At 68.0% G+C, this 26,692-nt stretch carries 22 protein-coding genes, 2 tRNA genes and 1 pseudogene; 22 read left to right on the top strand and 3 right to left on the bottom strand.

The genetic code is table 11. The features are described from left to right. Positions 1-87 precede the first annotated feature (87 nt). From JMF97_RS02810 to JMF97_RS32300, 3 genes and pseudogenes are all read left to right on the top strand, one after another. Complete coding sequence (locus JMF97_RS02810) at positions 88-1,752, top strand: copper resistance CopC/CopD family protein (RefSeq protein WP_203220069.1); 1,665 nt, start codon at positions 88-90, stop codon at positions 1,750-1,752. A 14-nt stretch (positions 1,753-1,766) separates the two neighbouring features. After that, on the top strand, positions 1,767-2,540 hold the full coding sequence (locus tag JMF97_RS02805) for a YcnI family copper-binding membrane protein (protein WP_203220068.1): 774 nt from the start codon (positions 1,767-1,769) through the stop codon (positions 2,538-2,540). Positions 2,541-3,364: 824 nt separating this feature from the next. Next, positions 3,365-3,739, top strand: a pseudogene (locus tag JMF97_RS32300) (hypothetical protein); the annotation flags it as partial. Positions 3,740-4,085: 346 nt separating this feature from the next. Here JMF97_RS32300 and JMF97_RS02795 read toward each other — a convergent pair. Next, positions 4,086-5,381 carry a glycosyltransferase 87 family protein gene (locus JMF97_RS02795; RefSeq protein WP_412101291.1) on the bottom strand — a complete coding sequence of 432 codons (1,296 nt, stop codon included), beginning with the start codon at positions 5,379-5,381 and terminating at the stop codon, positions 4,086-4,088. Between the two features lie 72 nt (positions 5,382-5,453). Here JMF97_RS02795 and orn point away from each other — a divergent pair, with 72 nt between their 5' ends. The 12 genes from orn (at position 5,454) to JMF97_RS02735 (ending at position 17,394) form a co-directional block, all read left to right on the top strand. Continuing rightward, positions 5,454-6,044 carry an oligoribonuclease gene (orn, locus tag JMF97_RS02790; RefSeq protein WP_081476034.1) on the top strand — a complete coding sequence of 197 codons (591 nt, stop codon included), beginning with the start codon at positions 5,454-5,456 and terminating at the stop codon, positions 6,042-6,044. 89 nt (positions 6,045-6,133) lie between these two features. Beyond that, positions 6,134-6,206 (top strand) — tRNA-His (locus JMF97_RS02785). A 406-nt stretch (positions 6,207-6,612) separates the two neighbouring features. Then, positions 6,613-7,815, top strand: a complete 1,203-nt coding sequence (locus JMF97_RS02780) for a dipeptidase (protein ID WP_203220066.1) — start codon at positions 6,613-6,615, stop codon at positions 7,813-7,815. A 2-nt stretch (positions 7,816-7,817) separates the two neighbouring features. After that, positions 7,818-9,440 (top strand): ABC transporter substrate-binding protein, encoded by a 1,623-nt coding sequence (locus tag JMF97_RS02775; protein ID WP_238358695.1) that lies wholly within the window; start codon positions 7,818-7,820, stop codon positions 9,438-9,440. A gap of 31 nt (positions 9,441-9,471) precedes the next feature. Beyond that, positions 9,472-10,425 carry an ABC transporter permease gene (locus JMF97_RS02770; RefSeq protein ID WP_203220065.1) on the top strand — a complete coding sequence of 318 codons (954 nt, stop codon included), beginning with the start codon at positions 9,472-9,474 and terminating at the stop codon, positions 10,423-10,425. Between the two features lie 49 nt (positions 10,426-10,474). Continuing rightward, the gene (locus tag JMF97_RS02765; protein ID WP_307816738.1) at positions 10,475-11,356 is read left to right on the top strand and encodes an ABC transporter permease; all 882 of its coding nucleotides are present in this window, start codon (positions 10,475-10,477) and stop codon (positions 11,354-11,356) included. A gap of 3 nt (positions 11,357-11,359) precedes the next feature. Continuing rightward, positions 11,360-12,541: a M24 family metallopeptidase gene (locus tag JMF97_RS02760; RefSeq protein WP_203220064.1), complete on the top strand. Its 1,182-nt coding sequence runs from the start codon at positions 11,360-11,362 to the stop codon at positions 12,539-12,541. Further along, entirely contained in the window at positions 12,538-13,374 is an 837-nt protein-coding gene (locus JMF97_RS02755) for an alpha/beta fold hydrolase (protein WP_203220063.1), read from the top strand. Before JMF97_RS02760 ends, JMF97_RS02755 begins: the two co-directional genes overlap by 4 nt. Further along, entirely contained in the window at positions 13,371-14,354 is a 984-nt protein-coding gene (locus JMF97_RS02750; RefSeq protein WP_203220062.1) for an ABC transporter ATP-binding protein, read from the top strand. The genes JMF97_RS02755 and JMF97_RS02750 overlap by 4 nt, the downstream gene beginning before the upstream one ends. Further along, positions 14,338-15,327 (top strand): ABC transporter ATP-binding protein, encoded by a 990-nt coding sequence (locus JMF97_RS02745; RefSeq protein WP_013731909.1) that lies wholly within the window; start codon positions 14,338-14,340, stop codon positions 15,325-15,327. Before JMF97_RS02750 ends, JMF97_RS02745 begins: the two co-directional genes overlap by 17 nt. Before the next feature lie 35 nt (positions 15,328-15,362). Next, positions 15,363-16,565, top strand: a complete 1,203-nt coding sequence (locus tag JMF97_RS02740; protein WP_203220061.1) for a dipeptidase — start codon at positions 15,363-15,365, stop codon at positions 16,563-16,565. Between the two features lie 82 nt (positions 16,566-16,647). Next, positions 16,648-17,394, top strand: coding sequence for a GntR family transcriptional regulator (locus JMF97_RS02735; protein ID WP_203220060.1), 747 nt, complete (start codon positions 16,648-16,650; stop codon positions 17,392-17,394). 101 nt (positions 17,395-17,495) lie between these two features. On the opposite strand, the gene JMF97_RS02730 is transcribed toward JMF97_RS02735, so the two are convergent. Together JMF97_RS02730 and JMF97_RS02725 are read right to left on the bottom strand one after the other, a co-directional pair. Continuing rightward, the gene (locus tag JMF97_RS02730) at positions 17,496-18,806 is read right to left on the bottom strand and encodes a L,D-transpeptidase (protein ID WP_203220059.1); all 1,311 of its coding nucleotides are present in this window, start codon (positions 18,804-18,806) and stop codon (positions 17,496-17,498) included. Between the two features lie 125 nt (positions 18,807-18,931). Beyond that, on the bottom strand, positions 18,932-20,185 hold the full coding sequence (locus JMF97_RS02725; RefSeq protein ID WP_203220058.1) for a L,D-transpeptidase: 1,254 nt from the start codon (positions 20,183-20,185) through the stop codon (positions 18,932-18,934). Positions 20,186-20,371: 186 nt separating this feature from the next. Between JMF97_RS02725 and JMF97_RS02720 the strand changes: the two genes are divergently transcribed. The 7 genes from JMF97_RS02720 to JMF97_RS02690 all read left to right on the top strand — a co-directional run bounded on the left by JMF97_RS02720 (position 20,372) and on the right by JMF97_RS02690 (position 26,516). Beyond that, positions 20,372-20,447: transfer RNA gene (locus JMF97_RS02720), tRNA-Lys, on the top strand. 927 nt (positions 20,448-21,374) lie between these two features. Next, a complete protein-coding gene (locus JMF97_RS31905; RefSeq protein ID WP_203220057.1) occupies positions 21,375-22,541 on the top strand; it encodes a nucleotide disphospho-sugar-binding domain-containing protein in 1,167 nt (388 codons plus the stop codon). Continuing rightward, on the top strand, positions 22,463-23,869 hold the full coding sequence (locus tag JMF97_RS02710) for an aromatic ring-hydroxylating oxygenase subunit alpha (protein ID WP_203220056.1): 1,407 nt from the start codon (positions 22,463-22,465) through the stop codon (positions 23,867-23,869). Before JMF97_RS31905 ends, JMF97_RS02710 begins: the two co-directional genes overlap by 79 nt. Then, positions 23,866-24,393 carry an aromatic-ring-hydroxylating dioxygenase subunit beta gene (locus tag JMF97_RS02705; protein WP_203220055.1) on the top strand — a complete coding sequence of 176 codons (528 nt, stop codon included), beginning with the start codon at positions 23,866-23,868 and terminating at the stop codon, positions 24,391-24,393. Before JMF97_RS02710 ends, JMF97_RS02705 begins: the two co-directional genes overlap by 4 nt. A 148-nt stretch (positions 24,394-24,541) precedes the next feature. After that, entirely contained in the window at positions 24,542-24,928 is a 387-nt protein-coding gene (locus tag JMF97_RS02700) for a carboxymuconolactone decarboxylase family protein (protein ID WP_013731917.1), read from the top strand. Then, positions 24,918-25,454: a hypothetical protein gene (locus JMF97_RS02695; protein WP_203220054.1), complete on the top strand. Its 537-nt coding sequence runs from the start codon at positions 24,918-24,920 to the stop codon at positions 25,452-25,454. Before JMF97_RS02700 ends, JMF97_RS02695 begins: the two co-directional genes overlap by 11 nt. A gap of 117 nt (positions 25,455-25,571) precedes the next feature. Further along, positions 25,572-26,516, top strand: coding sequence for a glycosyltransferase family 2 protein (locus tag JMF97_RS02690; protein ID WP_203220053.1), 945 nt, complete (start codon positions 25,572-25,574; stop codon positions 26,514-26,516). Positions 26,517-26,692 lie beyond the last annotated feature (176 nt).

Raw genomic sequence — 26,692 nt, 5'->3', positions numbered from 1 at the left:
CCTTCCCATGCAATGCGCCACGCCGGGAACTTATTTACCTCAGCGTCCGACTACCCGAGCATGACTCCCGGCCCTGAATCGGCGAGCATGGCCAGCATGACTGCCGCCCCTCGCCGCCGATTCGCCCGGCTGACCGCCGCCGCCGGTCTGCTGGTGACCGTCGTGGCCCTGCTGCTCGCTCCGGCGAGCCCGGCCGCGGCGCACGCCGTGCTCTCCAGTAGCAGCCCCGCCGCCTCGTCCGTGGTGCCGAACGCGCCGACCGAGGTGGTGCTCACCTTCAGTGAGCCGGTCCGCAAGGTGCCGGACAAGATCCGAGTGATCGCGCCGGACGGATCTCGGGTCGACCGGGGTGAGCCCACCTTCGCCGACAGCGTGGTGAGCATCCCCGTCGACAACTCCGCCGGCAACGGCACCTACCTGGTCACCTACCGGGTCATCTCCGCCGACAGCCACCCGGTCTCCGGGGCGTTCACCTTCTCCGTGGGCGCGCCGTCCGAGCCGCCGGTGGACGCCGGCAACGACAGTCGGGCCGACCCGGTGGTCAGCAACGCGGTCAAGGTCAGCAAGTTCGTCGGGTACGCCGGACTGCTCCTGCTGGTCGGCGCGACGCTGGTGCTCGCCCTGCTCTGGCCGCGTCGGCTGCCCCGGACCGCGCCGGCCCGGCTGGCCTGGATCGGCCTCGGGCTGGTCGCCCTGGCCACCGTCGCGACGACCCTGTTGCAGGTGCCCTACACCAACGGTGGCGGCCCGTTCGACATCACCGGCGCCGGGCTGGGCCTGGTGCTCGGCAGCACGTTCGGTGCCGCCCACCTGGTCCGGTTGGGGCTGCTGGCCGCTGCGGCGGTCCTGCTCCGGCCGCTGTTCGCCGGCTCGGTGGGCCGTACCGACCTGATCATCCTCGGGGTGCTCGGTGGGGCGGCGCTGCTCACCTGGCCGCTGGCCGGGCACCCGGCCGCCTCGCCCGCCCCGGCGGTGTCGGTGCTCGTCGACGCGGTGCACCTGGGCAGCATGGCCGTCTGGCTGGGTGGCCTGGTGATGCTCGTGGTGTTCCTGCTGCCCCGCGCCGACGAACGGGAGCTGGGCGCGATCCTGCCGATCTGGTCACGGTGGGCCGCCCTGGCGGTGTCGGCGCTGCTGCTCGCCGGCATCGTCCAGGCCCTGATCGAGGTGGCCACCCCGGCGGCCCTGGTGAACACCACGTACGGCCGGCTGGTGCTGGCCAAGGTCGGGCTCTTCGCGCTGGTGATCGCGGTCGCCGCGTACTCCCGGCACCTGGTCCGCAAGCGGATCGCGGCCAGCCGACCGGCACCGATGCGCCGGGCCGTCTGGGTCGAGTTGGCCGTCACCGCGGTCGTGCTCGCGGTGACCTCGGTGCTGGTGCAGACCCCGCCGGCCCGTACCGCCGGCGCCGACGTGGCCGGTGCCGAGAGCGGCTACTTCACCACCACCGTGCAGAGCAGCCTCTACTCGATGCAGATCGAGATGGCACCCGCCCAACGGGGCAACAACTCGGTGCACTTCTACGCCTACACGCTCGACAACCAGCCGTTGCCGATCAAGGAGTGGAAGGCCACCGTCGCACTGCCGTCGGCCGGTATCGAGGCGATCGACGTACCGCTGCTGCCCCTGACCGACAACCACGCCACCGGCGAGATCAACCTGCCGTCGGCAGGCGAGTGGGAACTGCGGGTGACCGCTCGTACCACCGAGATCGACCAGGCCACGGTGACCGCCACCGTGTCCATCCGATAGAGAGGGTTCCATCGATGATCCGTCACCGGCGTACCGTGGGTGCCATCGTCGCCCTGACGCTCGGCACCGTCGCCACGGCCGTGTTCGGTTTCGCGGCGCCCGCGTCGGCGCACGTGTCGATCAGCCCGAGCGAGGCGAAACAGGGCGGCTACGGTCGCTTCGCGTTCCGGGTGCCGAACGAGAGTGACGAGGCCTCGACCACCAAGCTGGAGATCTTCCTGCCGGAGAACGCCCCGGTCGGCTCGGTGTCGACCATGCCGGTGCCGGGCTGGACCGTCGCGGTGGAGAAGCGCAAGGTCGACCCGCCGGTGCAGGTGCACGGCGCCGAGATCTCCGAGGTGATTTCCAAGATTACCTGGACGGCCGAGGGTGCCGCGGCGGCCATCGCCCCGGGCACCTTCCAGGAGTTCCCGGTCTCCATGGGCCCGCTGCCCGACGTGGACCAGATGGTCTTCAAGGCGCTGCAGACCTACTCCGACGGCGGCGTGGTGCGCTGGATCGACGAGCCGCAGCCCGGTGGCGAGGAGCCGGCCACCCCGGCACCGGTGCTCACCCTCACCGCCGCGACGTCGACGGCGGCCCCGACCGAGGCGCCCACCGCATCGCCCGGCGCACCCGCCCAGGCAGCCGAGGACGACGACGAGGACGGCAACGGGCTCGCGGTCGGGCTTGGCGTCGCCGGGCTGGTGGCCGGGCTCGCCGGGCTGGTGCTGGGCGGCCTGGCATTCGCGCGTACCCGACGGGTCGGCGGTCCCGGCCAGGGCGGCGAGGCGACGGCGGCCCCCTGACCCCCACCCCGCCCACCACGAGACCCGCCGGCATCCTCCGGCGGGTCTCGCCGTCTCCGCCGCCCTCTTCGTTCCCGCTGTCCTCACCGTCTCTGCTGCCGTCTTCGTTTCCCGCTGTCTCCGCTCTCCTCGCTGTCTCCACGTCTCCGCTGCCGTCCTGCCTCCTGCGGTCTCCCCTGGCTCTCTGGCTGGTGGTCCGACAGGTCTTCTCCGCGTGCCTGCCGGATATCCACTGATCAGCCGTTCGTCGTGGGTAAGGTCGGCCGGGTAGTTGGCTACGGAGAGGGATATGGCGGATGCGTTTCGTGTGGACGCTGGCCGGAATGTTGCTGCTGGCCGTCGGCATCACCGCGCTGGTCGGCGCTGCCGCGCTCGGCCTGCTGACCGGTCACGCCGACCCGGGTGGTGCCTACGCGGCTCGCTTCGAGACCGTGCAGACCACCGGGCACGCGGTGGTGGTGACCGACCTCGACGAGCTGGTACGCCAGGAGGTGCCGCTCGCCGGCGTCGGTGAGGCCCGGATGCGACTGGACGCCCGCACCCATGACGGCCCGGCCTTCGTCGGCCTGGCCCCCGCCGACGAGGTACGACGCTGGCTGGCCGGCGCGCCGTACGCCGTCGTCGAGCGGATGGCGCTGGCCCGGGGCCCGCTGCCGGTCCGCCTGACACCGGTCACCCCGTCCGACGGCGAGCGGCCGACCGTACCGGCCGGACCCGGCGCGCAGACCTTCTGGACCCGCGCCGGCAACGGAACCCTGGAATGGACCCCCGACGAGCTGGCCGGGCAGCGACTCAGCCTGGTACTGATGCGCACCGACGGTCGCGCCGACCTGACCCTGGACCTGCGAGCCGAGGTACGCCCCGGCTGGCTGGCCCCGGCCACCTGGGGCTCGCTGACCGCCGGCATGCTGCTGGTGATCGTCGCCGCGCTGCTCCTGCTGCGCCCGGTACGCCCCCGCGAGGTGATCATCGTGGTCGAGCCGGACCAGGTGCCGATCCTCGCCGGCCGCCTCGGAATCAGCTCGCTCAGCGGCCTCGGGGCCCCGCCCCCGAACCGTTTCGCCGAGCGACAACTCGTCGCGGTGGGCAGCAGCACCCTGCCCGCCACCCGAGCAATAGCCCCCGTACCCCGCCCCCAGACCCTCGCCGACCTCCCCGCCCCCCACCACCCCCTACGCCCCCCAGCCCCACCCCACTAACACCCCCGACCCGACACACCTTCACACCCCACACCCACACCCACACCCACGCCCCCACGCCGCGCCCGCTCGCCGCAGCGTCCCGAGCTAGCTCTCGCAGGCACCCCTTGCCCCCGCGATCTTGCACTTTCTGTCGGGGCAAAGGCGGTATAAGACGCGCATCGGTGACTGAAAGTGCAAGATCGACGGGGTTGGTCGGGCGGGGCGTGGCGGGCACCATCCCTGCCTCCGCGATCATGCACTTCTCGTCGGGGCGAAGGGGGCATAAGCCGTATAGGAGCGACCGAAAGTGCAAGATCGACGAGGCGGGGCGGGCGGGGTGCAACGGAGCGGGCGCGACGGGTGCTTATCGGGGGATGGGGGTTTTGGGGTGGGTGGTGGGGTGGGGGGATTTTGTGGGCTTGGTGCCGGTGCGGGTACGGATGGGGAGGACGGCGAGGAGGAGTAGGCAGAGCAGCACGTATGCGTTGCGTCCGACGAATTCCCAGGGGGTGTCGGTCGGTGTCGGGGCGATTCCCCAGTCGTAGAAGGAGACCACCCCGTACACGATGATGGCGCTGGTGCCGACGGCGACGGCGGCCAGTCGACGGCGGCGGCGTGCTCCCTCGGCGGTGCGTGGGTTGGTGCTCAGGGTTGCGTCGATCAGGATCACCACCGCCGGAATGAACCAGTAGATGTGGTGGGTCCAGGTGATCGGGCTGATCAGCGCCGCCACCAGGCCGGTCAGGGTCAGGCCGGTCAGCGCGTCACCGGCCTGCGAGGCGCGTACGGCGCGCCACAGTCCGTACCCGACGGTCGCCGCGACCAGCGGCAGCCAGATCAGGCGGCTCGGATCTTCCGGGGCGGAGAGCCGACTCAGCAGCCCGAACAGCGACTGATTGCCGGTGTAGTCGGTGCGGCCGACGCGGTCGGTGGCCCACAACTCGTGCGTCCAGAAGCGCCACGAGTCTCCGGGCGCGACGGCGGCGGCGAGCAGGGTCGCTCCGGCGGCGGTCGCGGTCGCCACCGCTGCGGCCCGCCACCGCCGGGTCGCCAGCAGGTAGACCACGAAGATGCCGGGGAACAGCTTGAGCGCCGCCGCCAACCCGATGCCCACGCCGGCCCAGCGGCTGTCCCGGGGTACGGCGAACAGCAGGTCGGCCAGGATCAGCACTACCAGCAGCATGTTGATCTGGCCGAAGGTGATGGTCTCCCGGGTGCTCTCCACCCCCAGGACGAACAGCGCCCCCACCGCCAGGGTGAACAGGTACGGCAGCCGGTGTCGGCGGATCACCGGATCGAGCAGCCATTTCGTGGTGACCAGTACGCCCAACAGGGTCAACCCGGTGAAGATCGCGGCCGTGATCCCGAGCTTGAGGTGACCGAAGGGCAGCAGCAGGAGGGCGGCGAACGGGGGATAGGTGAAGTACAACTCGCCCTGCACCCGATCGGGCTGCACGTAGTCGTAGAGCGGGTTGCCGGCGGCCCACCAGTCCATCGCCGACATGTAGATCTTCAGATCGAAGAAGTTGTGCACCCTGCCGGGCAGGTAGAGGGCCGGTAGTGCCGCCGCGACAACCAACACGCTGAGTATCCGGCGGTCCCGGCGGGCACCAGGGTCCGCTACATCGGCGGTGCGGGGTGTGGCGGGATCGGCGGGCACGGGAAAACCCTAGCGGTCGCTCGGCCCGGCGGCGTGCAGCCACGAGGCTTGGGCTGCGCGTAGGCTGTCCCGGTGGCTGATCTTCTTGTCTGGATCGACTGTGAGATGACCGGGCTGGACCTCGGCAGCGACAAGCTGATCGAAGTCGCCGCGTTGGTCACCGATCCTGATCTCAACGTGCTCGGTGACGGCGTGGACGTGGTGATCCACGCGGACGACGCGGCGCTGGACGCCATGCCGGAGATCGTCCGGACGATGCACGGCAAGTCCGGGCTCACCGAGGAGGTACGCCGCTCCACGGTCACCCTGGCCGAGGCCGAGGACATGGTGCTCGACTACGTCAGCCGGCACGTGAAGGATCCCCGTACCGCCCCGCTGTGTGGCAACTCCATCGCCACCGACCGGGGGTTCATCGCCCGGGACATGCCCCGCCTCGACGCCCACCTGCACTACCGCATGATCGACGTGTCCTCGATCAAGGAGCTGTGCCGGCGCTGGTACCCCCGGGTGTACTTCGGTCAGCCGCAGAAGGGCCTGGCGCACCGGGCCCTGGCCGACATCCGGGAGAGCATCCGGGAGCTGGAGTACTACCGGCGCACCATCTTCGTGCCGCTGCCCGGGCCGGACGTGGACACCGCCAAGGGCATCGCGGCCGGCCTCTGAACCACCCCGCAACCCGCTGGACGCGCTCGACAGTGGTGGGGGTATGATTTCTTCGCACCGCTCGGGCGCAGACCGGGCGTGGCGGCATGGTGGCTGTAGCTCAGTTGGCAGAGCACCGGGTTGTGGTCCCGGTTGTCGTGGGTTCAATTCCCATCAGTCACCCAGTCAGTGGATCAGATCCACAAGCTCAGGCCCCCTCTCGCAGGGGGCCTGAGCTTTTTGTGTGGGTGCCCAGGGCGAGTGGTGCCGTCGCGCCAAGGTCAGACCATCTCGGCGGTGTGGTCCGCCCTGTCCGCCACCAGTTCCAGCGCCAATGGTCTGACCACCTACCAATCATCGGTGATCCGGTCGGTCGCGATCCGCTGTTCGGTCGGCCGGTCTCAGGTGTTCGGCGTCCGCCGCATCGGCCGCCCGAATATCCGTCCTGACCTGCGGGAACCTTGCTCGTTTCGGATAACGAACTGATCACGGAGTCTTACCTGACCTGAACTTTCCTCGGTAGGTTGCAGCAAGGCATGAGGTCGGACCTCATTCCTCGTGCCTCTTAACTGACGAGGTGAGTTGACGAGTGCAGGAACCCGCCCCCCGGTACGCCGGATACCAGTCCTTCGACTACTTGACGCCGCACGTGGACTACAAGGTCTTCGAGCTGGCTCCGCAGCTCGGCCGCGTGCCGGAGCACGATCTGGGTCTCAACGCCGAGCAGTACGCCCGGGTGGCCCGGCTGCTTCAGGAGCACATGGCCATCTCGCTGCACGAGCACCCGAAGATCCTGCCGGCCGACGTGTCTCAGCTGCGCGACTACAACCGCACCGGCCGCAACTCGTTCGGCTTCGAGGGCCTGGCCCGCTCCGGTCTGACCGCGGTGTTCGACAACTTCATGAACGGCACCGGCTGCGTGACGAGTGAGCACGCCTGGAAGTGGGACGACGTCATCTACGACATCGGTCTGCGCTTCGCCGACATCGCCAAGCAGGACCACGTGGTGGTGGCGACCACGTTGGAACAGATCTTCGAGGCCAAGCGCAACGGCCAGATCGCCCTGGTGGCGGGCCTGGAAGCGGCCACGATGATCGAGAACGAGCTGGACCGGATCGACATCCTCTACGGCTTCGGCGTACGCCAGATGGGCATCGCCTACAGCCAGGCGAACATGCTCGGTTCCGGCCTCTCCGAGGACCGCGACGGCGGGCTGACCCACTTCGGGCGGCGCGCGGTGGACCGGATGAACAAGCTCGGTATCGCCATCGACATCTCGCACTCCGGCGACCAGACCTCGCTGGACGTGATCGAGGCGAGTCGGGTGCCGGTGTTCATCACCCACGCCGGTGCCCGCTCGGTCTGGAACACCCCTCGGATGAAGCCGGACGAGGTGATCCGGGCCTGCGCCGAGCGCGGTGGCGTGATCGGCATCGAGGCCGCTCCGCACACCACCCTCTCGGCGGACCACCCACACCACTCGATCGAGTCGGTGATGGACCACTTCACGTACTGCGTGGAGCTGGTCGGCATCGACCACGTCGCGTTCGGCCCGGACACCAACTTCGGTGACCACGTCGGCCTGCACGACAGCTTTACCCAGCACCTGGCGATCGGTAAGGCCCACGGGGTGGTGGACCACCCGCGGGTTCCGTACGTGAGCGGCATGGAGAACCCGGCGGAGTGCTTCAGCAACATCGTCGGGTGGTTGGTCACGCACGGTTACTCCGACGACGAGATCGCCAAGGTCATCGGCGGCAACATCATCCGGGTTCTTCAGGAGGTTTGGTGAAAATGGCAGTGAAGGGTCGTTGGCGGCTCGCTGTCGCGCTCGGCGTGGTGGCCACGCTGGGTGTGTCTGGCTGCGGCCTTAACGAGGACAACAACTCGTCGTCCAGCAACTCGTCGTCGGACACGGTGCTGCGGATCGGCACCACCACCGACGTGAGCAACTTCAACCCGCTCCAGTCGCTCAGCAAGACCGACTCGTGGATTCTCAACGCGATGTACCCGCACCTGCTGCGGATCGACGAGAACGCGAAGAAGTCCCCGGAGCTGGCCAAGGAGTACCGCTACGAGGACGACGGCAAGACCGCCGTTTTCGTGCTGCGCGACGACTTCAAGTGGTCCGACGGCAAGCCGGTGGTCGCCGACGACGTGAAGTTCAGCGCCGAGAAGATCATGGAGTACAAGCTCGGCAACGTCGCCGCCAAGCTGACCTGGGTCGAGTCGATCGAGGCGCCGGACGCGACCACTGTCAAGTTCAAGCTCTCCCAGCCGTACGCGCCGTTCGCCGAGGGCGTCGGCTTCTGGATGTCCGTCGTGCCGAAGCACATCTTCGAGCCGGCCGGTGACCTCTCCAAGTTCGCCAACGACTCGAACTGGGTCGGCGCCGGACCGTTCGTCCTGGACAGCGTGACCAAGGGCCAGCGCTACGTGATGAAGCGCAACGAGCACTACCCGCTCGCGCCGGGTGGCAAGGCCGCGGTCAGCCAGGTCGAGTACCGGGTCTACCCGGACGTGAACACGATGATGCTGGCGCTGCGCAACGGCGACATCGACCTGATGGGTACGCCGGTGCCGATCTCGGCGGCGAAGACCTTCGAGGGCGACGACAAGATCAAGCTGGAGAAGGTCGGGGCGCTCGGCTTCGCGCACCTGACCTACAACATGAAGAACAAGTACCTGGCCGACCAGCAGGTCCGGCAGGCGCTGTCGATGGCGGTGGACACCAAGGCGATCATCTCCGCGGTGCTTCAGGGTGACGGCCAGCAGATGGCCGGTCCGATCTCGCCGATCTTCTCGGAGTACGACAACACCGAGCTCCAGCCGTACCCGTTCGACCCCGAGGGCGCGAAGGCCAAGCTGAGCGCGGCGGGCTACAAGGACGCCAACAACGACGGCTTCTTCGACGAGCTCTCCTTCGGTGTGGCCTGCGACCAGTCCAACGCCAACATCACCCGCGTGGTGCAGCTCTTCCGGGAGAGCGCGGCCAAGGCCGGCATCAAGCTGGAGAACGAGTGCGTCGAGCGCAACACCTTCCTCACCCGCACCAAGAACGGTGAGTACGACATCGACGCCTCCCAGTGGGGTGTGTTCGACAACCCGATGGACCAGCTGCGCAGCACCTACCTGTCCAGCAACCCGGGTGGCATCAACTACAACCTGCTCGAGTCGGCCGAGATGGACGCCCTGATCAACGACGCGGCCGGCACCACCGACCCCGAAGAGTTCAAGGCCAAGATCAAGAACATCGACAAGGTCGTGCACGAGCAGGCGTACCTGACCCCGCTGTACGTGGAGAACTTCCAGTTCGCCTACAACGCCAGCAAGTTCACCGGCTTCGTCCCGTCGCCGTCGGACTTGCTCGGCATGGTGACCGCGTACTCGCTGGCCCAGGTCACTCCGGTCAAGTAACCCCCAACCAGAGGGAAAGGAGGGGTCCCCCGTGGTGCGTTTCGTGCTCAGCCGGGCATTGAAGGCCGTCCTGACCGTGTGGATCGCGATCACCTCGACGTTCTTCCTGCTCCGGCTGCTGCCGGGGGACCCCACGACCCTCATGGTCGAGGGCGACATGACGCCGGAGATGCAGGCGGCACTGCTCAAGACGTACGGCCTGGACCGGCCGTTGTGGGAGCAGTACGTGTCGTACCTGCGCGAGCTGGTCCAGGGCAACCTGGGCATCTCGTTCCGGCAGATCCAACCGGTCACCGACATCATCGTCGACCGCCTGCCCTGGACGTTGCTGCTGGCCGGCAGCGCGTTCGTCCTGACCGTCGCGGTGGGCATCCCGATCGGGGTGACCGCCGCGGTCAACCGGGGCAAGTGGCTCGACCGGGCGTTACAGGGCTTCGGCATCAGCGCCAACGCGCTCTTCGTGCCCAGCGTCGCGATCCTGCTGCTGGTCTTCTTCGGCGCCCAGCTCGGCTGGTTCCCGATCGGTGGGGCGATCGACCCGGACACCCGGGGACTGGGCGCCTACCTGAGCCTGGCCCACCACCTGGTGCTGCCGGTGCTCTCCCTGGTCCTGGTGCAACTCGGCCCGTACGCGCTGACGCTGCGGACCAACATGATCGAGGTCCTCGGTGAGGACTACATCCGGGCTGCCCAGGCCCGGGGCCTGTCGGCCCGCCGGCGGGTCTGGAAGCACGGTCTGCGCAACGCGATCCTGCCGGCGCTGACCCTGATGGGCCTGCAACTGGGCACGCTGGTCGGCGGCGCGGTGCTGACCGAGACGGTCTTCGCCTATCCCGGGGTCGGCCGCCTGATCTACGAGGCGGTGGGTCAGCAGGACTACCCGGTGATCCAGGGCGCATTCATCATGCTCGCCGTCACGGTGGTGTTCGCCAACGCCCTGACCGACATGCTCTACGCCGTCCTCAACCCCCGCATCCGCCTGTGAGCGCCGCAGACGTGCGCGTCCCCGCCACCGTGAACGAAGGGAGGGTGCCGTGAGTGCCCCTGTGCTGACCGAGCCGGCACCGCCGTCGGCGCCGACGGCCTCCAAGCGGTCCTCCTTGCTGGGTTACCTGCGGCAGCCCACCGTGGCGCTGTCGGTGCTGGTGCTGCTGACGATGGTGCTGATGGCGGTCTTCGCGCCGTTGATCGCCGACGAGCCCAGCGGCGCCGGCCCGGATGTGTTGCAGTCGCCGTCGGGCGCGCACTGGTTCGGCACCGACGACCTCGGGCAGGACGTCTTCGCCCAGGTGGTCTGGGGCACCCGGACCAGCCTGGTGATCGGTCTGGCCGCCTCGCTGATCGCGATCGTGCTGGGCACCACGATCGGGCTGGCGGCGGCGTACTTCCGGCCGATCGACGCGGTCGCCACGGTGATCACCGATGTGATGCTGGCGCTGCCCACCCTGCCCCTGATGATCATGCTGGCCGCGGTGGTCAGCCCCAGCGTGGTGACCCTGACCCTGATCATCGGGTTCTTCGCCTGGCCCGAGGTGGCCCGGCTGATCCGCTCGCAGGGGCTGGTGATCAGCGCGATGCCGTACATCGACGGGGCCCGGGTGCTCGGCGCCACCGGCTGGCGGATCGTCACCCGCGAGATCCTGCCCGCCGTCGTCTCGCTGATGATCGTCAGCGTGCTGCTCACCGCCTCCCGGGCGGTGATCTCCGAGGCCGGCCTGAGCTTCCTCGGCCTCGGCGACCCGGACGCCTGGTCCTGGGGGCGGATCCTGCTCAACGCCCAGCGCAGCGGCACGATCGCGATCGCCTGGTGGCAGACCCTCTTCCCGTCCCTGGCGATCCTGCTGCTGGTGCTCGCCGCGACCCTCGCCGGAATGCGGTTCAACGACTCCCGTGACCCCCGCCGCAACGGAGGCTGACCAGTGCGACTTCCCGACAGCTTCTACACAAGCGTCCGTACCCGACTCAGCGAGGCGCTCGACGAGCGTGGCCTGGACGGCTACCTGGCCACCTCGCCGCCGGAGGTCGCCTTCCTCAGCGGCTTCTTCTACATCGCCACCGAGCGACCGGTCTACCTGTGGATGCCCCGCGAGGGTGAGCCGCTGCTGGTCATCCCCCGCCTCGACGAGGAGTACGCCGCGCAGCAGGGGGTGACCCTGCCGATGGTCACCTACTTCGAGTACCCGGGTGTGGTCAGCGCTGAGGAGACCCTGGCCGCCGCCCTGTCGCGGCCCGGTGGGGCGGGCCGCCGCATCGGGGTGAGCGCCGGGGTGTCGGTGGCCGCGTTCCGGGCGTTGTCCGGGGCCATCGGCGGTGCGGAACTGGTCACCACCGACGCGGTGGCGAAGCTGCGACTGTGCAAGTTCCCCGAGGAGATCCCGTTCCACGAGGCCGCCGCCCGGATCTGCGACGAGATGCTCGCCGCCGGGCGCGCTCTGATCGAGGAGGCGCTGGCCTCCGGTGGCCCGCTGCCCCGCGAGGACGAGATCGCCCGGCACGTGATCGGTTACGGCACCGATCAGATGTACGCCCACTACGACCTGGTCGTCTACACCACCAAGTTGGCCGGGGGACTTGTCTACGCCGGCCCGAACTCGGCGCTGCCGCACGGCCTGCCGACCCGTCGACGGGTACGGCCGGGCGACACCCTGATCCTCTCCCTCGGCGCGGCGGTGGCCAGCCGTTTCGTGGAGAGCGAACGGACCTTCATCATCGGTGAGCCCACCGCCGAACAGGTGCGCTACTACGAGGCCGACCGGCAGGCGCAGGAGGTGGGCACCCAGGCGATGGTCGCCGGGCGGACCTGCGCCGAGGTCAACAAGATCTGCCTGGACGTGCTGCGTGACCAGGGGCTGGGGGACTACATCCGGCACCGGCAGGGGCACGGCATCGGGCTGCAGAACCACGAGGCGCCGTGGGTCGAGGACGGCGATCACACCGTGCTCGCCCCCGGGATGCTGCTCTCCAGCGAACCCGGTGTCTACGTGCCCGGGCACGCCGGTTACCGCATTTCCGACACGGTCCTGGTGCAGCAGGACGGTCCGCGCCGGCTCACCGGCTACCCGCGCGACCTGGCGTCCAACATCATCGAGGGGGTCCGGTGAAAATCAACGGAGCGGAACTGGTCGTCGAGGCGTTCGGCCCCGAGGACGGCCCGGCGATGATCGTGCACCACGGCGCACCGGGTCTGGGCTCGCGCAGCGAACCGAAGCGGTCTTTCGGTCCCTTCTCCGACCGGTTGCGGGTCATCGTCTTCGACGCCCGGGGCTCCGGCGAGTCCAGCGACGACGAGCCCTTCACCCACGAGCAGTGGGTGGCCGACGTGGACGCGATCCGGGAGCACTTCGGCTACGAGAAGATCGTCATGGCCGGCGGCTCGTACGGCGGTTTCATCGCCATGGAGTACGCCATCGCGCACCCCGACCGGGTCTCCGCGCTGGTGCTGCGGGACACCGCAGCGGACACCTCGCACGACTACCTGGCGGTGGAGCGGGCCCGCAACACCGATCGGTCGGTGATCCCGGAGTGGGTCATCGACCGGATCGGCACCGGCCGGTTCGAGAGCAACGAGCAGCTGCGCGAGTACTGGCGGGCCATCCTGCCGCTCTACGACCACCAGCACGACCCGGCCAAGGACGAGGCGCGGCTCGCCGCCACCCGCTTCCACTACCGCACCCACAACGCCGCCTTCGGGCAGAACATGCCCCGGTACGACCTCAAGCCGAAGCTGCCCTCGATCACCTGCCCGACCCTGGTCACCGTGGGCCGGCACGACTGGCGTACGCCGGTGGAGGCCTCGCAGGTCATCGCCGACCTGGTGCCCAACGGTGAGCTGGTGGTCTTCGAGAACTCCGGCCACTCCCCGCAGTTGGAGGAGCCCGAGCTGTTCCAGCAGGTGGTGCGGGACTTCCTGCACCGAGCCGGAGTACTGCGATGAGCCTGTTGGAGATCGACGACCTGCGGGTCGCGTTCCCCGGTCACAGCGGGCCGGTCAACGCGGTCAACGGGGTGTCGCTCGAAGTCGACTCCGGACGGACCCTGGCCATCCTCGGCGAGTCCGGCTCCGGCAAGAGCGTCACCGCGCAGGCGGTGATGGGCATCCTCGACGTACCGCCCGCCACGGTCAGCGGATCGGTCCGGTTGCAGGGCCGGGAGCTGCTCAGTCTGCCCCGCAAGCAGCGGGAGCGGATCAGCGGCGAGGAGATCGGCATGGTGTTCCAGGACGCCATGGCCGCCCTAAACCCGGTCTTCACCATCGGCCACCAGATCATGGAGGTGCTGCGGGTACGCCGGGGCATGTCCCGCGCCGACGCCCGCCGCCGGGCCATCGAACTCGTCGACCGGGTACGCATCCCGGCGGCCAAGGACCGGCTGCGCGACTACCCGCACCAGTTCTCCGGCGGCATGCGCCAACGCATCATGATCGCGCTGGCCATCTCCCTGGAACCGGACCTGCTGATCGCCGACGAACCCACCACCGCCCTGGACGTGACCGTGCAGGCCCAGGTGATGGAGCTGCTCGCGGAGATCCAACGGGACAGCGGCATGGGCCTGCTGCTGATCACCCACGACCTGGGTGTGGTGGCCGAGGTCGCCGACGAGGTGGCGGTGATGTACGCCGGCCGGATCGTCGAACGCGGCACGGTCGAGCAGATCTTCGCCGGGCCGGCGCATCCGTACACCGAAGGGTTGCTCGCCTCGATGCCCCGGGTGGACCGGCGCGACGAGCAGCTCTACGCGATTCCCGGCGCCCCGCCGAACCCGGCCCGGCTGCCCACCGGATGCCCCTTCCACCTGCGCTGCCCCCGGGCCACCGACGAATGCCTGGTGACCCTGCCGCCGCTGCACGCGCTGCCGGCCCACCGGGCCAGCGCCTGCCACCACCACGAGGAGGTGCTCGGTGCCACCCAGCGATGACGTGGTGCTACGGGTCGAGAACCTGGTCAAGCACTTCCCCGTCAAGGGACGCATCCCGTTCGTCTCCGGCGGGGTCGTCAAGGCCGTCGACGGGGTCTCCTTCGACCTGCGCCGCGGCGAGACCCTCGGCGTGGTGGGGGAGTCCGGCTGCGGCAAGAGCACCCTCGCGCGGATGCTGGTCGGGCTGGAGCAGCCCACCTCCGGCGCGGTGCGCTTCGGCAAGTCGGTGGTGCACCAGGCCAAGGGGCGGGAGCTGCGGGCGCTGCGCCGGCGGATCCAGATCGTGCTCCAGGACCCGTACACCTCGTTGAACCCGCGCCGGACGATCCGGGAGATCCTGCTCCAGCCCTTCGAGATCCACCCGGACGTGCTGGACCGCCGCCGCCGGGTCGAGCGGATCAAGGAACTGCTGGACCTGGTCGGCCTCGACGCCAGCCTGCACCTGGACCGCTACCCGCACCAGTTCTCCGGCGGTCAGCGCCAACGCATCGGCATCGCCCGGGCGTTGGCCCTGAACCCCGACGTGATCGTCTGCGACGAGCCGGTCTCCGCACTTGACGTCTCCGTCCAGGCCCAGGTGGTCAACCTGCTGGAACGCCTCCAGGACGAGCTGGGCGTGGCGTACGTCTTCATCGCCCACGACCTGTCGGTGGTGCGGCACATCTCCGACCGGGTCGCCGTGATGTACCTCGGCAAGCTGGTGGAGACCGGGCCGGAGATCGACCTGTACGAGTCGCCCAAGCACCCGTACACCAGCGCGCTGCTCTCCGCGGTGCCGGTGCCCGACCCGGCCGGCCGCCGACAGCGGCAGCGGATCCTGCTGGCCGGTGACCCGCCCAGCCCGGTCAACCCGCCGTCGGGTTGCCGGTTCCGGACCCGCTGCTGGCAGGCCACCGACACCTGCGCCACGACCGAACCCCCGCTGGCCGCCGGAGCACATCCGGTCGCCTGCCACTATCCGCTGGCCGCGTGACGGCCGGCTACCCGTCCTGACAAGGAGAAGGTGTCTTGCTGCTAGATCCCGCCCCCCGGTACCAGGGCCACAGGTCGTACTCGTACCTGGAGCCGCACTCGGACTACCGGGTGTTCGCGCTGGCCAAGGAAGTCGGTCGGGTGCCGGAGCACGACCTCGGACTGACCGACGCCCAGCGTGCGCGGGTGACCCGGCTGCTCACCGAGCACACCGCCATCTCGCTGCACGAGCACCCGGTGATCCTGCCCGAGGACGTCCGTGAGCTGCGCGCCTACAACCGGACCGCGCGCCAGCGCACCGGCTACGAGGGCCTGGCCCGCTCCGGCCTGACCGCCGTCTTCGACAACTTCATGGCCGGCGCCTCCTGCGTGACAAGCGAGAACGGTTGGAAGTGGAACGACCTCATCTACGCCCTCGGGATGCGGATGAGTGACCTCTACAAGCAGGACCACGTCTTCCTGGCCACCTCGCTGGCCGACATCCACGCGGCCAAGCGGGACGGCCGGCTGGCCCTGGTCGCCGGCCTGGAATGCAGCAGCCCGATCGAGAACGAACTGGACCGCATCGACATCCTGTACGGCTTCGGTGTCCGCCAGCTCGGCATCGCCTACAGCCAGGCGAACATGCTCGGCGGTGGTCTGTCGGAGAAGCACGACGGTGGGTTGACCCACTTCGGGCGGCGCGCGGTGGACCGGATGAACAAGCTCGGTATCGCCATCGACATCTCGCACTCCGGCGACCAGACCTGTCTGGACGTCATCGAGGCCAGCCGGGTGCCCGTGTTCATCACCCACGCCGGTGCCCGCGCGGTGTGGGACACCTCCCGGATGAAGCCGGACGAGGTGATCCGGGCCTGCGCCGAGCGCGGTGGCGTGATCGGCATCGAGGCCGCCCCGCACACCACGCTCTCCGAGGCACACAAGCACCACTCGATCGAGTCGGTGATGGACCACTTCACGTACTGCGTCGACCTGGTCGGCATCGACCACGTGACGTTCGGTCCGGACACGATGTTCGGTGACCACGTCGGGGTGCACAACACCTACGCCGGCAACTACGCCCACGATGCCGGCAACCGGCCGGAGCACCCGCGGGTGGAGTACGTGTCCGGACTGGAGAACCCGGGCGAGGCGTTCGGCAACATCGTCGGCTGGCTGGTCAAGCACGACTACTCCGACGACGAGATTGCCAAGGTGATCGGCGGCAACACGATCAGGGTGCTTGAGCAGGTCTGGTGACCTTCCGGCCGATCGGCCGGGCGGGCACCGACGAACTAAACTCCCTAGGCCGTCGACGGCGGGAACGATGAGGTGAGGGCGGATGGCTCGGCGCGAAACCGCGCTACAAGCGGCGCACGGCCGACTCCGGGAGCTGATCGGCAGTGAGTTCCACTCGGGCGACAAGCTGCCCAACGAGCGGGACCTGGCCGAGCGGCTGGAGGTCAGCCGGGCCACCGTACGCGAGGTGCTCGGCCAGCTCGCGGCCGAGGGAGTGGTGACCCGTACCTGGGGGATCGGCACCTTCGTGCACGACGGCGCCGAGCGGGTGCCGGTGTCGATCAGCGACGTCACCGCGCTGCGGGACCGGATCACCGCTTCCGGCCACCGGCCGACCCTTCAGGACGCCGCAGTCAGCCGGGCCACCTGCCCGCCTGACTGCGCGAAGGTCCTCGGGTTGGCGCCGGAGGCACCGGTGTGGCGGGTCGACCGTCTCTTCGCCGTGGACGGCGTCCCCGCCGCCTGGATCCGTGACCACCTGCCGTTGAGCTTCGACGGCCGTGACCTCGACCCGTCCGGGCTGGTCAGCATCGACCTGGACATGTTCGAGTTCCTGGCCAGCGCCACCGGCATGCCGGTGTGCCGGGCCGAGATCGAACTCGCCGCCGTCCTCGCCGACGAGGAGTCGACGGCCCGGCTCGGCGTCGCGCTCGGGCATCCGTTGATCACCGCAACCCAGATCGGGTACGGCAGCAACGGCGCCGCCCTCTTCCACGGGCACTTCACGGTACGCACCGACGTGCTGACCCTGAAGCTCAGCCGAGGTGGGGACCCGCAGCCCAGCCGGTGACCATGCTGCTCCGACAACGGCCCGACGCCCGGGTACCGGTGATTGACCGGTACCCGGGCGTCGGCTCGATGGGGCGCAGCAGCTGATTCTGCGCGGCAGGCTCAGGGGGTGGCGCTGGCCGTGACGTCCGGATCGGCCGCCTCGTCCTCGGTCGTCTCCTCGTCTGCGGCCTCGTCGTCGGCGGTTTCGTCGTCGGCCGGCTCGTACGGCAGGGCGCTGCCCTTGACGTACTGCTCCCAGCTGACGTTCCAGTCCGTCCAGCCGTTGCCGAGCTGGAGCTTGCGCTCGGTGCCCTTCACCACGATCGGGTCACCGACCCGGGTGTTGTTGAACAGCCAGGCACCGTTGGCCATCGAGACGTTCACGCAGCCGTGCGAGACGTTCGTGGTGCCCTGCTGCCCCTCCGACCACGGCGCGGCGTGGATGAACTCGCCACCCCAGGTCAACCGCTGGGCGTAGTCGATCTTCGTGCGGTACCCGTCCTCCGGGCCCAGCTCGTCGAACGTGTCGAAGACCGTCTTGCGCAGCTTCTCCATCACCACCATCGTGCCGCTGGACGACGGGGTGCTCTTCTTGCCCAGGCTCACCGGAATCGTCTTGATCGTCTCGCCGTCGCGGGTGACCACCATCCGCTTGGTGCTGTTGTCCACAGTCATGACCAGCTTCGGGCCGATCTTGATGTCGACGGTCAGGTCCGCCCGGCCGTACCAGCCGTCGCCCAGCGGCAGCCCACCGGCCTGCACCCGGTACGACACCTTGCTCCCGGCCTGCCAGAACTCCTTCGGCCGGTAGCGGACCTCGGTGGGGCTGACCCAGTGCCAGATGCCCTCCTGGGCCGGCGACGAGGTCACCGTCATCCGCCGCTGCAACTCGGGCCGGTACTGCTCCGGAATGGCCCGACCGAACTTCACGATCAGGGGCATGGCCACCCCGACGGTCTGGTCGTCACCGAGGAAGCTGGTGATCCGGACCTGCTTGCTCGGCTGCTTCATCACGGTGAACGCGCTGGTGGCGGTCACCGGAAGGCCGTCGTCCCCGGTCGCGGTGACGGTGGCGGTGTACGACTCGCCGTACGACAGCGCCTTCGACGGCAACCAGCTCTTACCGTCCTTGGCCAGGGTGCCCTTGACCTTCTTGCCGGCGGAGTCGGTCAACTCGACCGAGGTCTCCTCGGCCTGCTCGGTGGCGAAGGTGATGGCCGTGGCCGCCGGCACGTTCGTCGCGTCCGCGGCCGGCTCGCTGATGGTCACCGACGCCTTCGCGGCCGGCTGATCGGCTCCGCCCTGCCAGCCCGGCGCGTTGTCGCCGCCATTACCGCCGCCCGTGCAGGCGGAGGTCAGCGCCAACGCCACGGCGAGCATCCCCGCGGCGAGCACCCCCCGCCGCCGGTTGCGCTGGTCCCGAACTCGCATGGTGTCCTCACAGTCGTGGTCCGCTGCCCATCCACATCACAGACGCATCAGCTCACGTACCCGTTGCACAGGGTGAACCGAAACACCTGAAAGCGGATGTCCGGATAGTGACATATTCGGCCCGGTCACAAAGCCGGACCGGCACCACCGTCCGGCACCGGCAGCGCGCTGCCCTTGACGAACTCCGCCCAGCTCAGATCCCACGCCGTCCACCCGTTCCCGGCTGCCAACTTACGCTCGGTGCCGGTGATGGTGATCGGGTCGCCGATCTTCGTACGCTCGAAGAGCCACCTGGCGTTCGCCATCGAGACGTTCACGCAGCCGTGGGAGACATTCTGCCTCCCCTGCACGTGCTCCGACCAGGGCGCGGCGTGGATGTACTCGCCACCCCAGGTGATGCGCTGGGCGAACTGGATGTCCGTGACGTAGCGGTTCTCCGGGTCGGGGTCGTCCATCGTGTCGAAGACCGTCGCCTCCTTCTTCTCCATCACCACCAGGGTGCCGCTGGAGGAAGGAGTCTTCGTCTTGCCGAGGCTCACCGGCAGCGTCTTGATCAGCTTGCCGTTCTCGTACACCCGCATCTGCTTGTCGGAGTTCGTCACCTTCATCTCGAAGGCGGAGCCGATCTTGGCGGTGGCGGTCCGGTCGACGTTGCCGTACCGACCGTTGCTCAGCGGAATGCCGGCCAGCGCGATGCGTACGGAGATCTTCGTGCCCGCCTTCCAGAACTCCGGCGCCCGGTAGTACGCCTGGGTGCCGTTGCTCACCCAGTGCCAGGCACCCGGCTGCGGCGGATCCGTCTGCACGAACATCCGCTTCTGCACCTTCGCCCGGTCCTTCTTCGCGATGCCCGGGTGGAACTCCGCCACCACCGGCATCGCCACCCCGTACGTCCGGTCGTCGAACAGGTACAACCCGGAATTGATCACCGAGGCGGGCTTGGCCATCGTGGTGAACGTGCTGGTGCCCTCGCTGACCGAGCCGTCCGGCTGGCTCGCGGTCACCGTGGCCGTGTAGCGCGTCGACCACTTCAACGGCGCCGACGGCACCCACGAGGAGCCGTCCGTCCGCAACTTGCCCTTGACCTTCTTGCCGTTGTCGGTGGTCAACGTCACCGACGTGACCTTGCCTCCGTCCGGCAGCTTGGCCCCGATCTCCGCGCTGACCGGGCGGTCCTTCGCACCGTCGGCCGGGCTCACCGTCAACGGCGGCCCAGCGGTCACCTCAGGGGTGCCCGGAGCCGCCGAACCGGTCGTCGCCGGCTGCGTACCCTCCACGAACTGGGCACCACTCGAATCGCCGCTGCAACCCGACAACGCCAGCGACGCCACCAGGCCCAGAGCACCCAGCAACGTCCCGGTCCGCGCGAACCTGCCCATCCCCACCCCTGTCTCACGCACCTGGCGGACATCGTGCCGTACCAGAGCCATCCGGCATCAGCCCGTCCCAAGCCTTGTGCGTGCTTGGTGCCAAATGTCCGCACAAGGTCGTCCGAAGGGACGACCCGGGGATCGGATTGGAACCCGGTTCGCGGGCCATGCTAGTGTTCTCCCCGTTGCCAACGAGCGCCGCTAGCTCAACTGGCAGAGCAGCGGACTCTTAATCCGCGGGTTCGGGGTTCGAGTCCCTGGCGGCGCACCACCTCTGATCAGGCCGCATAGCCAACTGGCTATGCGGCCTTGATCATGAGTGGGGCCCGGATGGGACCCCACCAGCGCGGATCGTCGGGTGGAAGACCTCCGACCGCTGCGACACGACCTGATCCTCGCCGCCGTCGACTACGGCGCTGGTACAACAGCTGACGCTACGCCGTCCGGGGCTCGACATCGTGGGCGGCGCGCGCTGCGCGCGTGACAGTGGTGTTCATAGTCAGCCTCCTTTGTCCGGCGGAGCACCAAATCGGCCCGCAGAGCGTGTGCTCTGCGGGCCGATCGCGTCGCCTTATCGGGAATAAGGCAGGGAAAGGCCCCCTGTCGAACAACGGGGACCCCGGGTAGGGGCCTCGTCTGTGAGTCGGAACGGATAGCCGGTGACCATGGCTCGCAGCTCCGCCCAGGGTGACATTTCAAACTTCATTGACACCATTGCATGAAATCTGGCGACTCGGCCGGAAGGGTTGTGAACCCGCAGCCTTCCCGCCTTCGCTGCCGAGGAACCTGCCCCGCCTGCTGCGGGTCGAGGCGGAGTTCGGTCAAAGCGGCGGTGTTGCGGGTGCGCCGACAGCGTTGAGGCATTGACATTGATCACGCTGTCCGGCAAACTTTCCGCAGTCGCCTCCGTGCAGGCGTTGGACCCCTTGTTGCAAGTTTGTTTCCGAGTAGTAAACGTAGACGGGTCCGCGTCCCCACAATGATGGAGGGGATTGCGTAGATCCTCGTAACAGTTTTGGGACGTCGGGGTTCCGTCGCACTGCCGGGGTTCTCGCGTGCCTGCGGGCGGATTTATGCCGCTCGTACGTCGCGGTGCCGACTCGTCTTCGAAGGCCGGGTGTCGTAATCGTGCCCAATGCGGTCGATCCCGGCCCAGATCTGAGTCGGCTTGTTTGTTTTCCCATGGATCGGAGACCTAGTGCGCATCGTCTTTCTCACCACCACTCAGCATGGTCACCTCAACCCGTACATTCCGGTGGTCAATGCGCTCCAAGCCACCGGCAATGAGGTTGTGCTGCTGTTGTTGTCAGCGGACGGTGGTGTGCTCGGCGAACAGCGTCGCCAGGCCCTGGGTCCGGCGGAGGTCCACATGGTCGGGCAGGTCCAGATGGCGCCGTGGAGCGACGATCCGGCAAAGATCGGTCCGATGCTCGAATCGTCACCGCTGGCGGACCAGGTGGCTGATGCGCTGCGGGCGACGGCGCCGGACTTCGCGCTGCTCGATTCGCTGCCGGTATTGGCGGCGGCGATGGCCGGGGCGCAGGCGTCCGGTGTGCCGTACGGGATGATCTGGGCAAACCTAGGCGGAGTATGCCCAAAGGAACGTCGGCGAGGTCGCTGGCTGTACGACGAACAGGTTGGCGACTATCTGACCAGGCGCGGGGTGTTGTGGTCGACCCGGACTCATTCGGCGCGTTCGCCGATTCTCAATCTGATGCCGACGATTCCCTCGCTCGTCGGGGATGAAGCGGTCACCGACGACGGTGTGCAACTGGTCGGGTTGCCGGGAGCGGCCGGAAAGCGCGGCGACGAGGTCGCCTTTCCCGGCCTGGAGGAGATCGACCCCGGTCGTCCGCTGGTGTTCGTCTCCTTCGGCACGATCTTCTTCCGGCGGCCCGACCTCCTCCGCACGGTGATCATGGGGGCGGTGAAGACCGGTGCACAGGTGATCGCCGCGGTGGGAGATCTCGCTGAGGAACTCGCGCTGCCCGCCGACGTGCTCACCGCCCCGTACGTGCCACAACGTGAGGTCCTTGCGCGCGCCGATGTGTTCATCACCCATGGCGGCTACAACTCGGTGGCGGAGTCGATCCGGGCGGCGACACCGATGCTGGTGATCCCGCTGGCGGTGGATCAGCCTATCCAGGCGTACTTCGTGGAAACCGCGGGCTTCGGGACGGCAATTGAGCCGGCCGACGTCACAGAACGGGCGGTCGCTGACGCGGTCACCGATCTGCTTGATCCCGGCCGGGACTATCGGGCGCGGCTGCGCGCGGCGCAGCCCGAGTGCGGCGATTCCGCCGCGCGCACGGCGGAAATCGTTCTCAGCATGGGCGAGAAGCTACCGCGAAAGGGGGAGCAGTGACGATAGAACTACAGCGGCCGGTGGGCGACCGGATCGTGTTCGATGATCTTGAGAATTTCTCATTCCGGGTCGACCACCGGGCCTACACCGACGAGGACGTGGCCGCACAGGAGATGACCAAGATCTTCGATCGCTGCTGGCTGTACGTCGGGCACGAGTCGGAGGTGCCCGCGCCGGGCTCCTACGTGTCACGAGACGTCGGAGGGCGCCCGGTGGTCATGGCGCGCGGCTCCGACGGGGTGATTCGAGTGTTCGCCAACAGCTGCCCGCACCGGGGGGCCCTGATCTGCTCGCAGCCAGCCGGGCAGGCCAGATCGTTCCGGTGCCCGTACCACGACTGGACATTCTCCAACCAGGGTGACCTGGTCGGAGTTCCGCTCCCGGACGGGTACGGTCCAGGCTTCCGCAAATCCGACTTCGGCCTGGCGCGGCACCGCAGCGACAGTTACCGGGGTTTCGTGTTCGCGACCTTCGATCCTGAGCAGCCACGCACCTTGACCGAGTATCTGGCGGGCGCGACGGAGTACCTCGATCTGATCGCCGACCAGTCCGAAGTGGGAATGGAGGTGATCCAAGGTGCGCAATTGCACGGGGCCCGGGCCAACTGGAAGCTCATGATGGAGAACAGCGTCGATATCTACCACTTCCGCGCCCTGCACAAGCGTTACGTCAGCTACATCGAGTCGCTCGGCACAATGGCACCGCGACGACGAGGCGGCTTCGCCCGCGCTCTTGGGCGGGGGCATGGCGCCAACGAGCTGGTACCGGCGGCAGCCCGACCGCTCGCCTACTGGACGCCGATGTTCCCCCCCGAGGTCAGGTCACGGATGGAGGCGACGGCCGCACGGTTCGTCGAACGGTTCGGCGCCGAACGCGCCCAACGGATCACCGGTGCCAATCGGGCGTTGATGATCTTCCCCAACCTGATGATCATCGACGCGATCGGGATCACCATCCGCAAGATCGACCCGGTCAGCGCCGGCCAGATGTCCATCACCTCGGTCGCGCTGGCCCCCAAGGACGAGGATCCGGACATCCGGGAACTGCGTAAGAGTCACTACCTGACCTTCCTCGGTCCCGCCGGTTTCGCCACCCCCGACGACATCGAGATCGTCGAGTCCTGTCAACGGGGCTACCTCAATCGCACGCTCCGCTTCTCGGACCTGTCACGCGGAATGGCCAAAGAGGTCCCCGAGACCACCGACGAGCTCCCCGCCCGCGAGTTCTGGCGGCAGTGGGACCGGCTGATGCACGACGGCGACGACGACCACGAGGAAGCTCAAGACGTCACTCAGCGGGCCGAGAGGCAAGGGGCGCAACGGCGATGACCACCGACACGATAGACACCGATCCGACGGTCGACGAGACGGCCCAGCTGCGGTTGTGGCACCGGGTGAGCCAGTTCCTCTTCCGTGAGGCGCGACTGCTCGACGAGTGGCGCCTGCGCGAGTGGTACGACGAGATGCTGACCGACGACATCCGCTACCTGGTGCCGGCCACCGACGTCCGGGGCGAGTCGGCCACCGCGCTCGGGCTGATCGACGACAACGCCGCCCGGCTGCGCCAGCGGATCGAGCAACTCCTCAACGGTGAGGTGTGGTGCGAGAATCCCCTGTCGCGAACGAATCGGATGATCACCAACGTGGAGATCCTGGCTGATCGGGGCACGCACATCGAGGTGGCGGCGAATGTCGTCGTGTACCGGTTCGGACACGGGCGCTCTGACTCATACGTCGGAAAATATCGGCTCGAACTCGCCGTCGAGGGCGAGTCGTTCCGGGTCCGGAGACGTCTCGTGGTGCTCGACCACGAGAGTCTTCGCGAACACGGAAAGCTCAGCATCATCCTCTGAGGTCTGACCGAGACACGGCCCTCCGCACAGCTCCGGCGCAGGGGTGGGTCTGGTTCAGGCTGCCCCGCGCCGCTGCTCGCCGCCTTCGTGGCGTCGTAGGAATTCACCACTGTCCGACAGGCCACCTGGCAACACGAAGGAGTGATCGATGAACCAGCCGCTTGCCCGACATGAGCGGGGTGAGGCCATGTTCAAGCACGTCTTCGGCCGCGAACCCCGCCCAGGCTCCTACCCCGATTTCCTCCAGCTCACCATCGACCACTTGTTCGGTGAGATCTGGACCCGCCCGCACCTGAGCGTCGAGGAGCGCGAATTGATCGCGCTGACCGCGGTCACCCTGGCCCGGACCGACTGGGAGCTGCGTGGCCACATCGGCGCCGCCCTGCACCTGGGGATGTCACAAGAGAAGATCGTCGAAATCATCATCCAGCTCGCCTACTACGGGGGATGGCCGGTCGCCAACAACGGGCTGCGCATCGCCCAGGAGGTATTCGCCGAGCTCGCCACCGGCAAGGACGCCGACCATGACCAATGACCCTGCTGCCCTCGACCCCGCCGTCAAGGTCGATCTCTGGCGCCAGCGGTTCTTCGAGGCCCAGGCGGCGGCCGAAGAGTTCATTCAGGGCGTGCACGGCGATGAGGGCGTGTCCGCGTGGATCCAGGCGAACTCACGCATCACCGCGGACCTGCTGCAGTCGCAGCGACCCGCCGGAGAGTCAGCCACCGTGCACTTCATGAATCGGCTGCAGCGCCAACTGCTGCTTTACGACTCGGCGGTGACCAGCGAGCCCCAGCCTTCTGGCACCGTCCTGCGCAACGCGGAGTGCGGGATCCTGCGGTACCGCAAACAGGCCGCCGGTGCCGGCGTCAAACTGACTTTCGCGTCACCATGCCCGTACTGTCAGGAACTCAACACGGCCATCGCCGCCCGCTACGTCGAATCGGACGTCACGGTGTCGTGCGAACAGGCAGGCGACGGATGCACCTGGCGCGCGGAATCCCGTCACGCCTCAGAGGGCGATGCGGACGGGCCACCTGACCGCGGCGGAACCGTAGATTAACCGACAGTGGGGCGTCGGTCGTCGGCTGTCGGTTCGACATCGAACTTGCAAGAACGTGATGCGGGGCTTCCCACGTCGGGAACCCGCTTTCTGCTCTGGAACGGAGACCGTCCGTCGATGAAGGCATCAGTGGTTGTGCCGACATTCAACTCGTTCGTGTTGCTGGACAGATGCCTTCGCACGTTCCGTGCACAGAATCTGGCTGTCTCCGATTCTCTCGAAGTGCTCGTCGTCGATGATGGATCGACCGACCCGACAGCAGAGACCGTGCGGCGTCACGTGATGGCGGACTCCCGGTTCCGCTACCTGCATCTGCCTCGGTCTGCAACGTCGTCCAGAAGCGCCGCAAGAAATCGCGGTGCAGAAGAAGCGACCGGCGACATCCTGATCTTCGTCGATGGTGATCAACTGGTTCCGCCCACTTTTGTCGAACAGCATCTTCGGCGCTACCAAGGCATTTCCGCGAAGAAGGCCGTCATCGGCTTCAGAAAATATCTGCGGACTCCGGAGGCGTTCGACGACCGCTTCATGGAGTACGGCGGCGAGGAATTCCTCGGCGGCGTGATCAAGAGCGACATCAGGCTGGACCTGCTGAGTCGCCTGAGCGATATCGGCGGTGATCTGAAGACATCGTGGCATCTGTTCTTCACCTGCAACGTCTCTGTTCCACGCGTCGACTTCATGCGCGTCGGTGGATTCAACGAGGAATTCCGGGGATGGGGCCTGGAGGATTCCGAGTTGGGGTACAGACTGGAGCGCTCCGGCACGCAGCTCGTCTTCGACGAAGATAGCTTCGCCTATCATCAAGGGCCGCCGCTGAGCCCCAACAAGACTGTCTACGAGGGCTGGCTGAAGAACCTGAGCCTATTCATCGCGCTACACGAGGAAGCTCCCGAGGTGATCCTGCAGGCCATGCTTGCGCCGATATTCAACCCTGCGGTCGGCGCCAACTGGGTCGCTCTTTACGAGCAGTTCGAAATGTGCGCAAGGTCCACCCCCACGGCCTCTCCTGGGTCACCTGCCGAGGTTGAGGAAAGCGGATTTTCCGTTCCTGCCGCGTAGGCAGAGTTGGGGGACGGCACGCCCATATCTCCCTACCTCATTCACGGCCGCACGGGAGGCGCCTGGTGGTGACGACGCACGAAAGGTCTGTGTGGGCGGAACTTGTTCGCGGCCACAGATCGCGCCTCGACGGGCGAATGAGAATCCTGCACCTGGTACCCAACGCCGGCTGGTCG

Source organism: Micromonospora fiedleri (genome assembly GCF_016774385.1).
GTDB classification, from domain to species: domain Bacteria; phylum Actinomycetota; class Actinomycetes; order Mycobacteriales; family Micromonosporaceae; genus Micromonospora; species Micromonospora gifhornensis.
The sequence above is the reverse complement of the archived record's forward strand: the minus strand, read 5'-3'. Positions and strand labels throughout refer to the sequence as shown.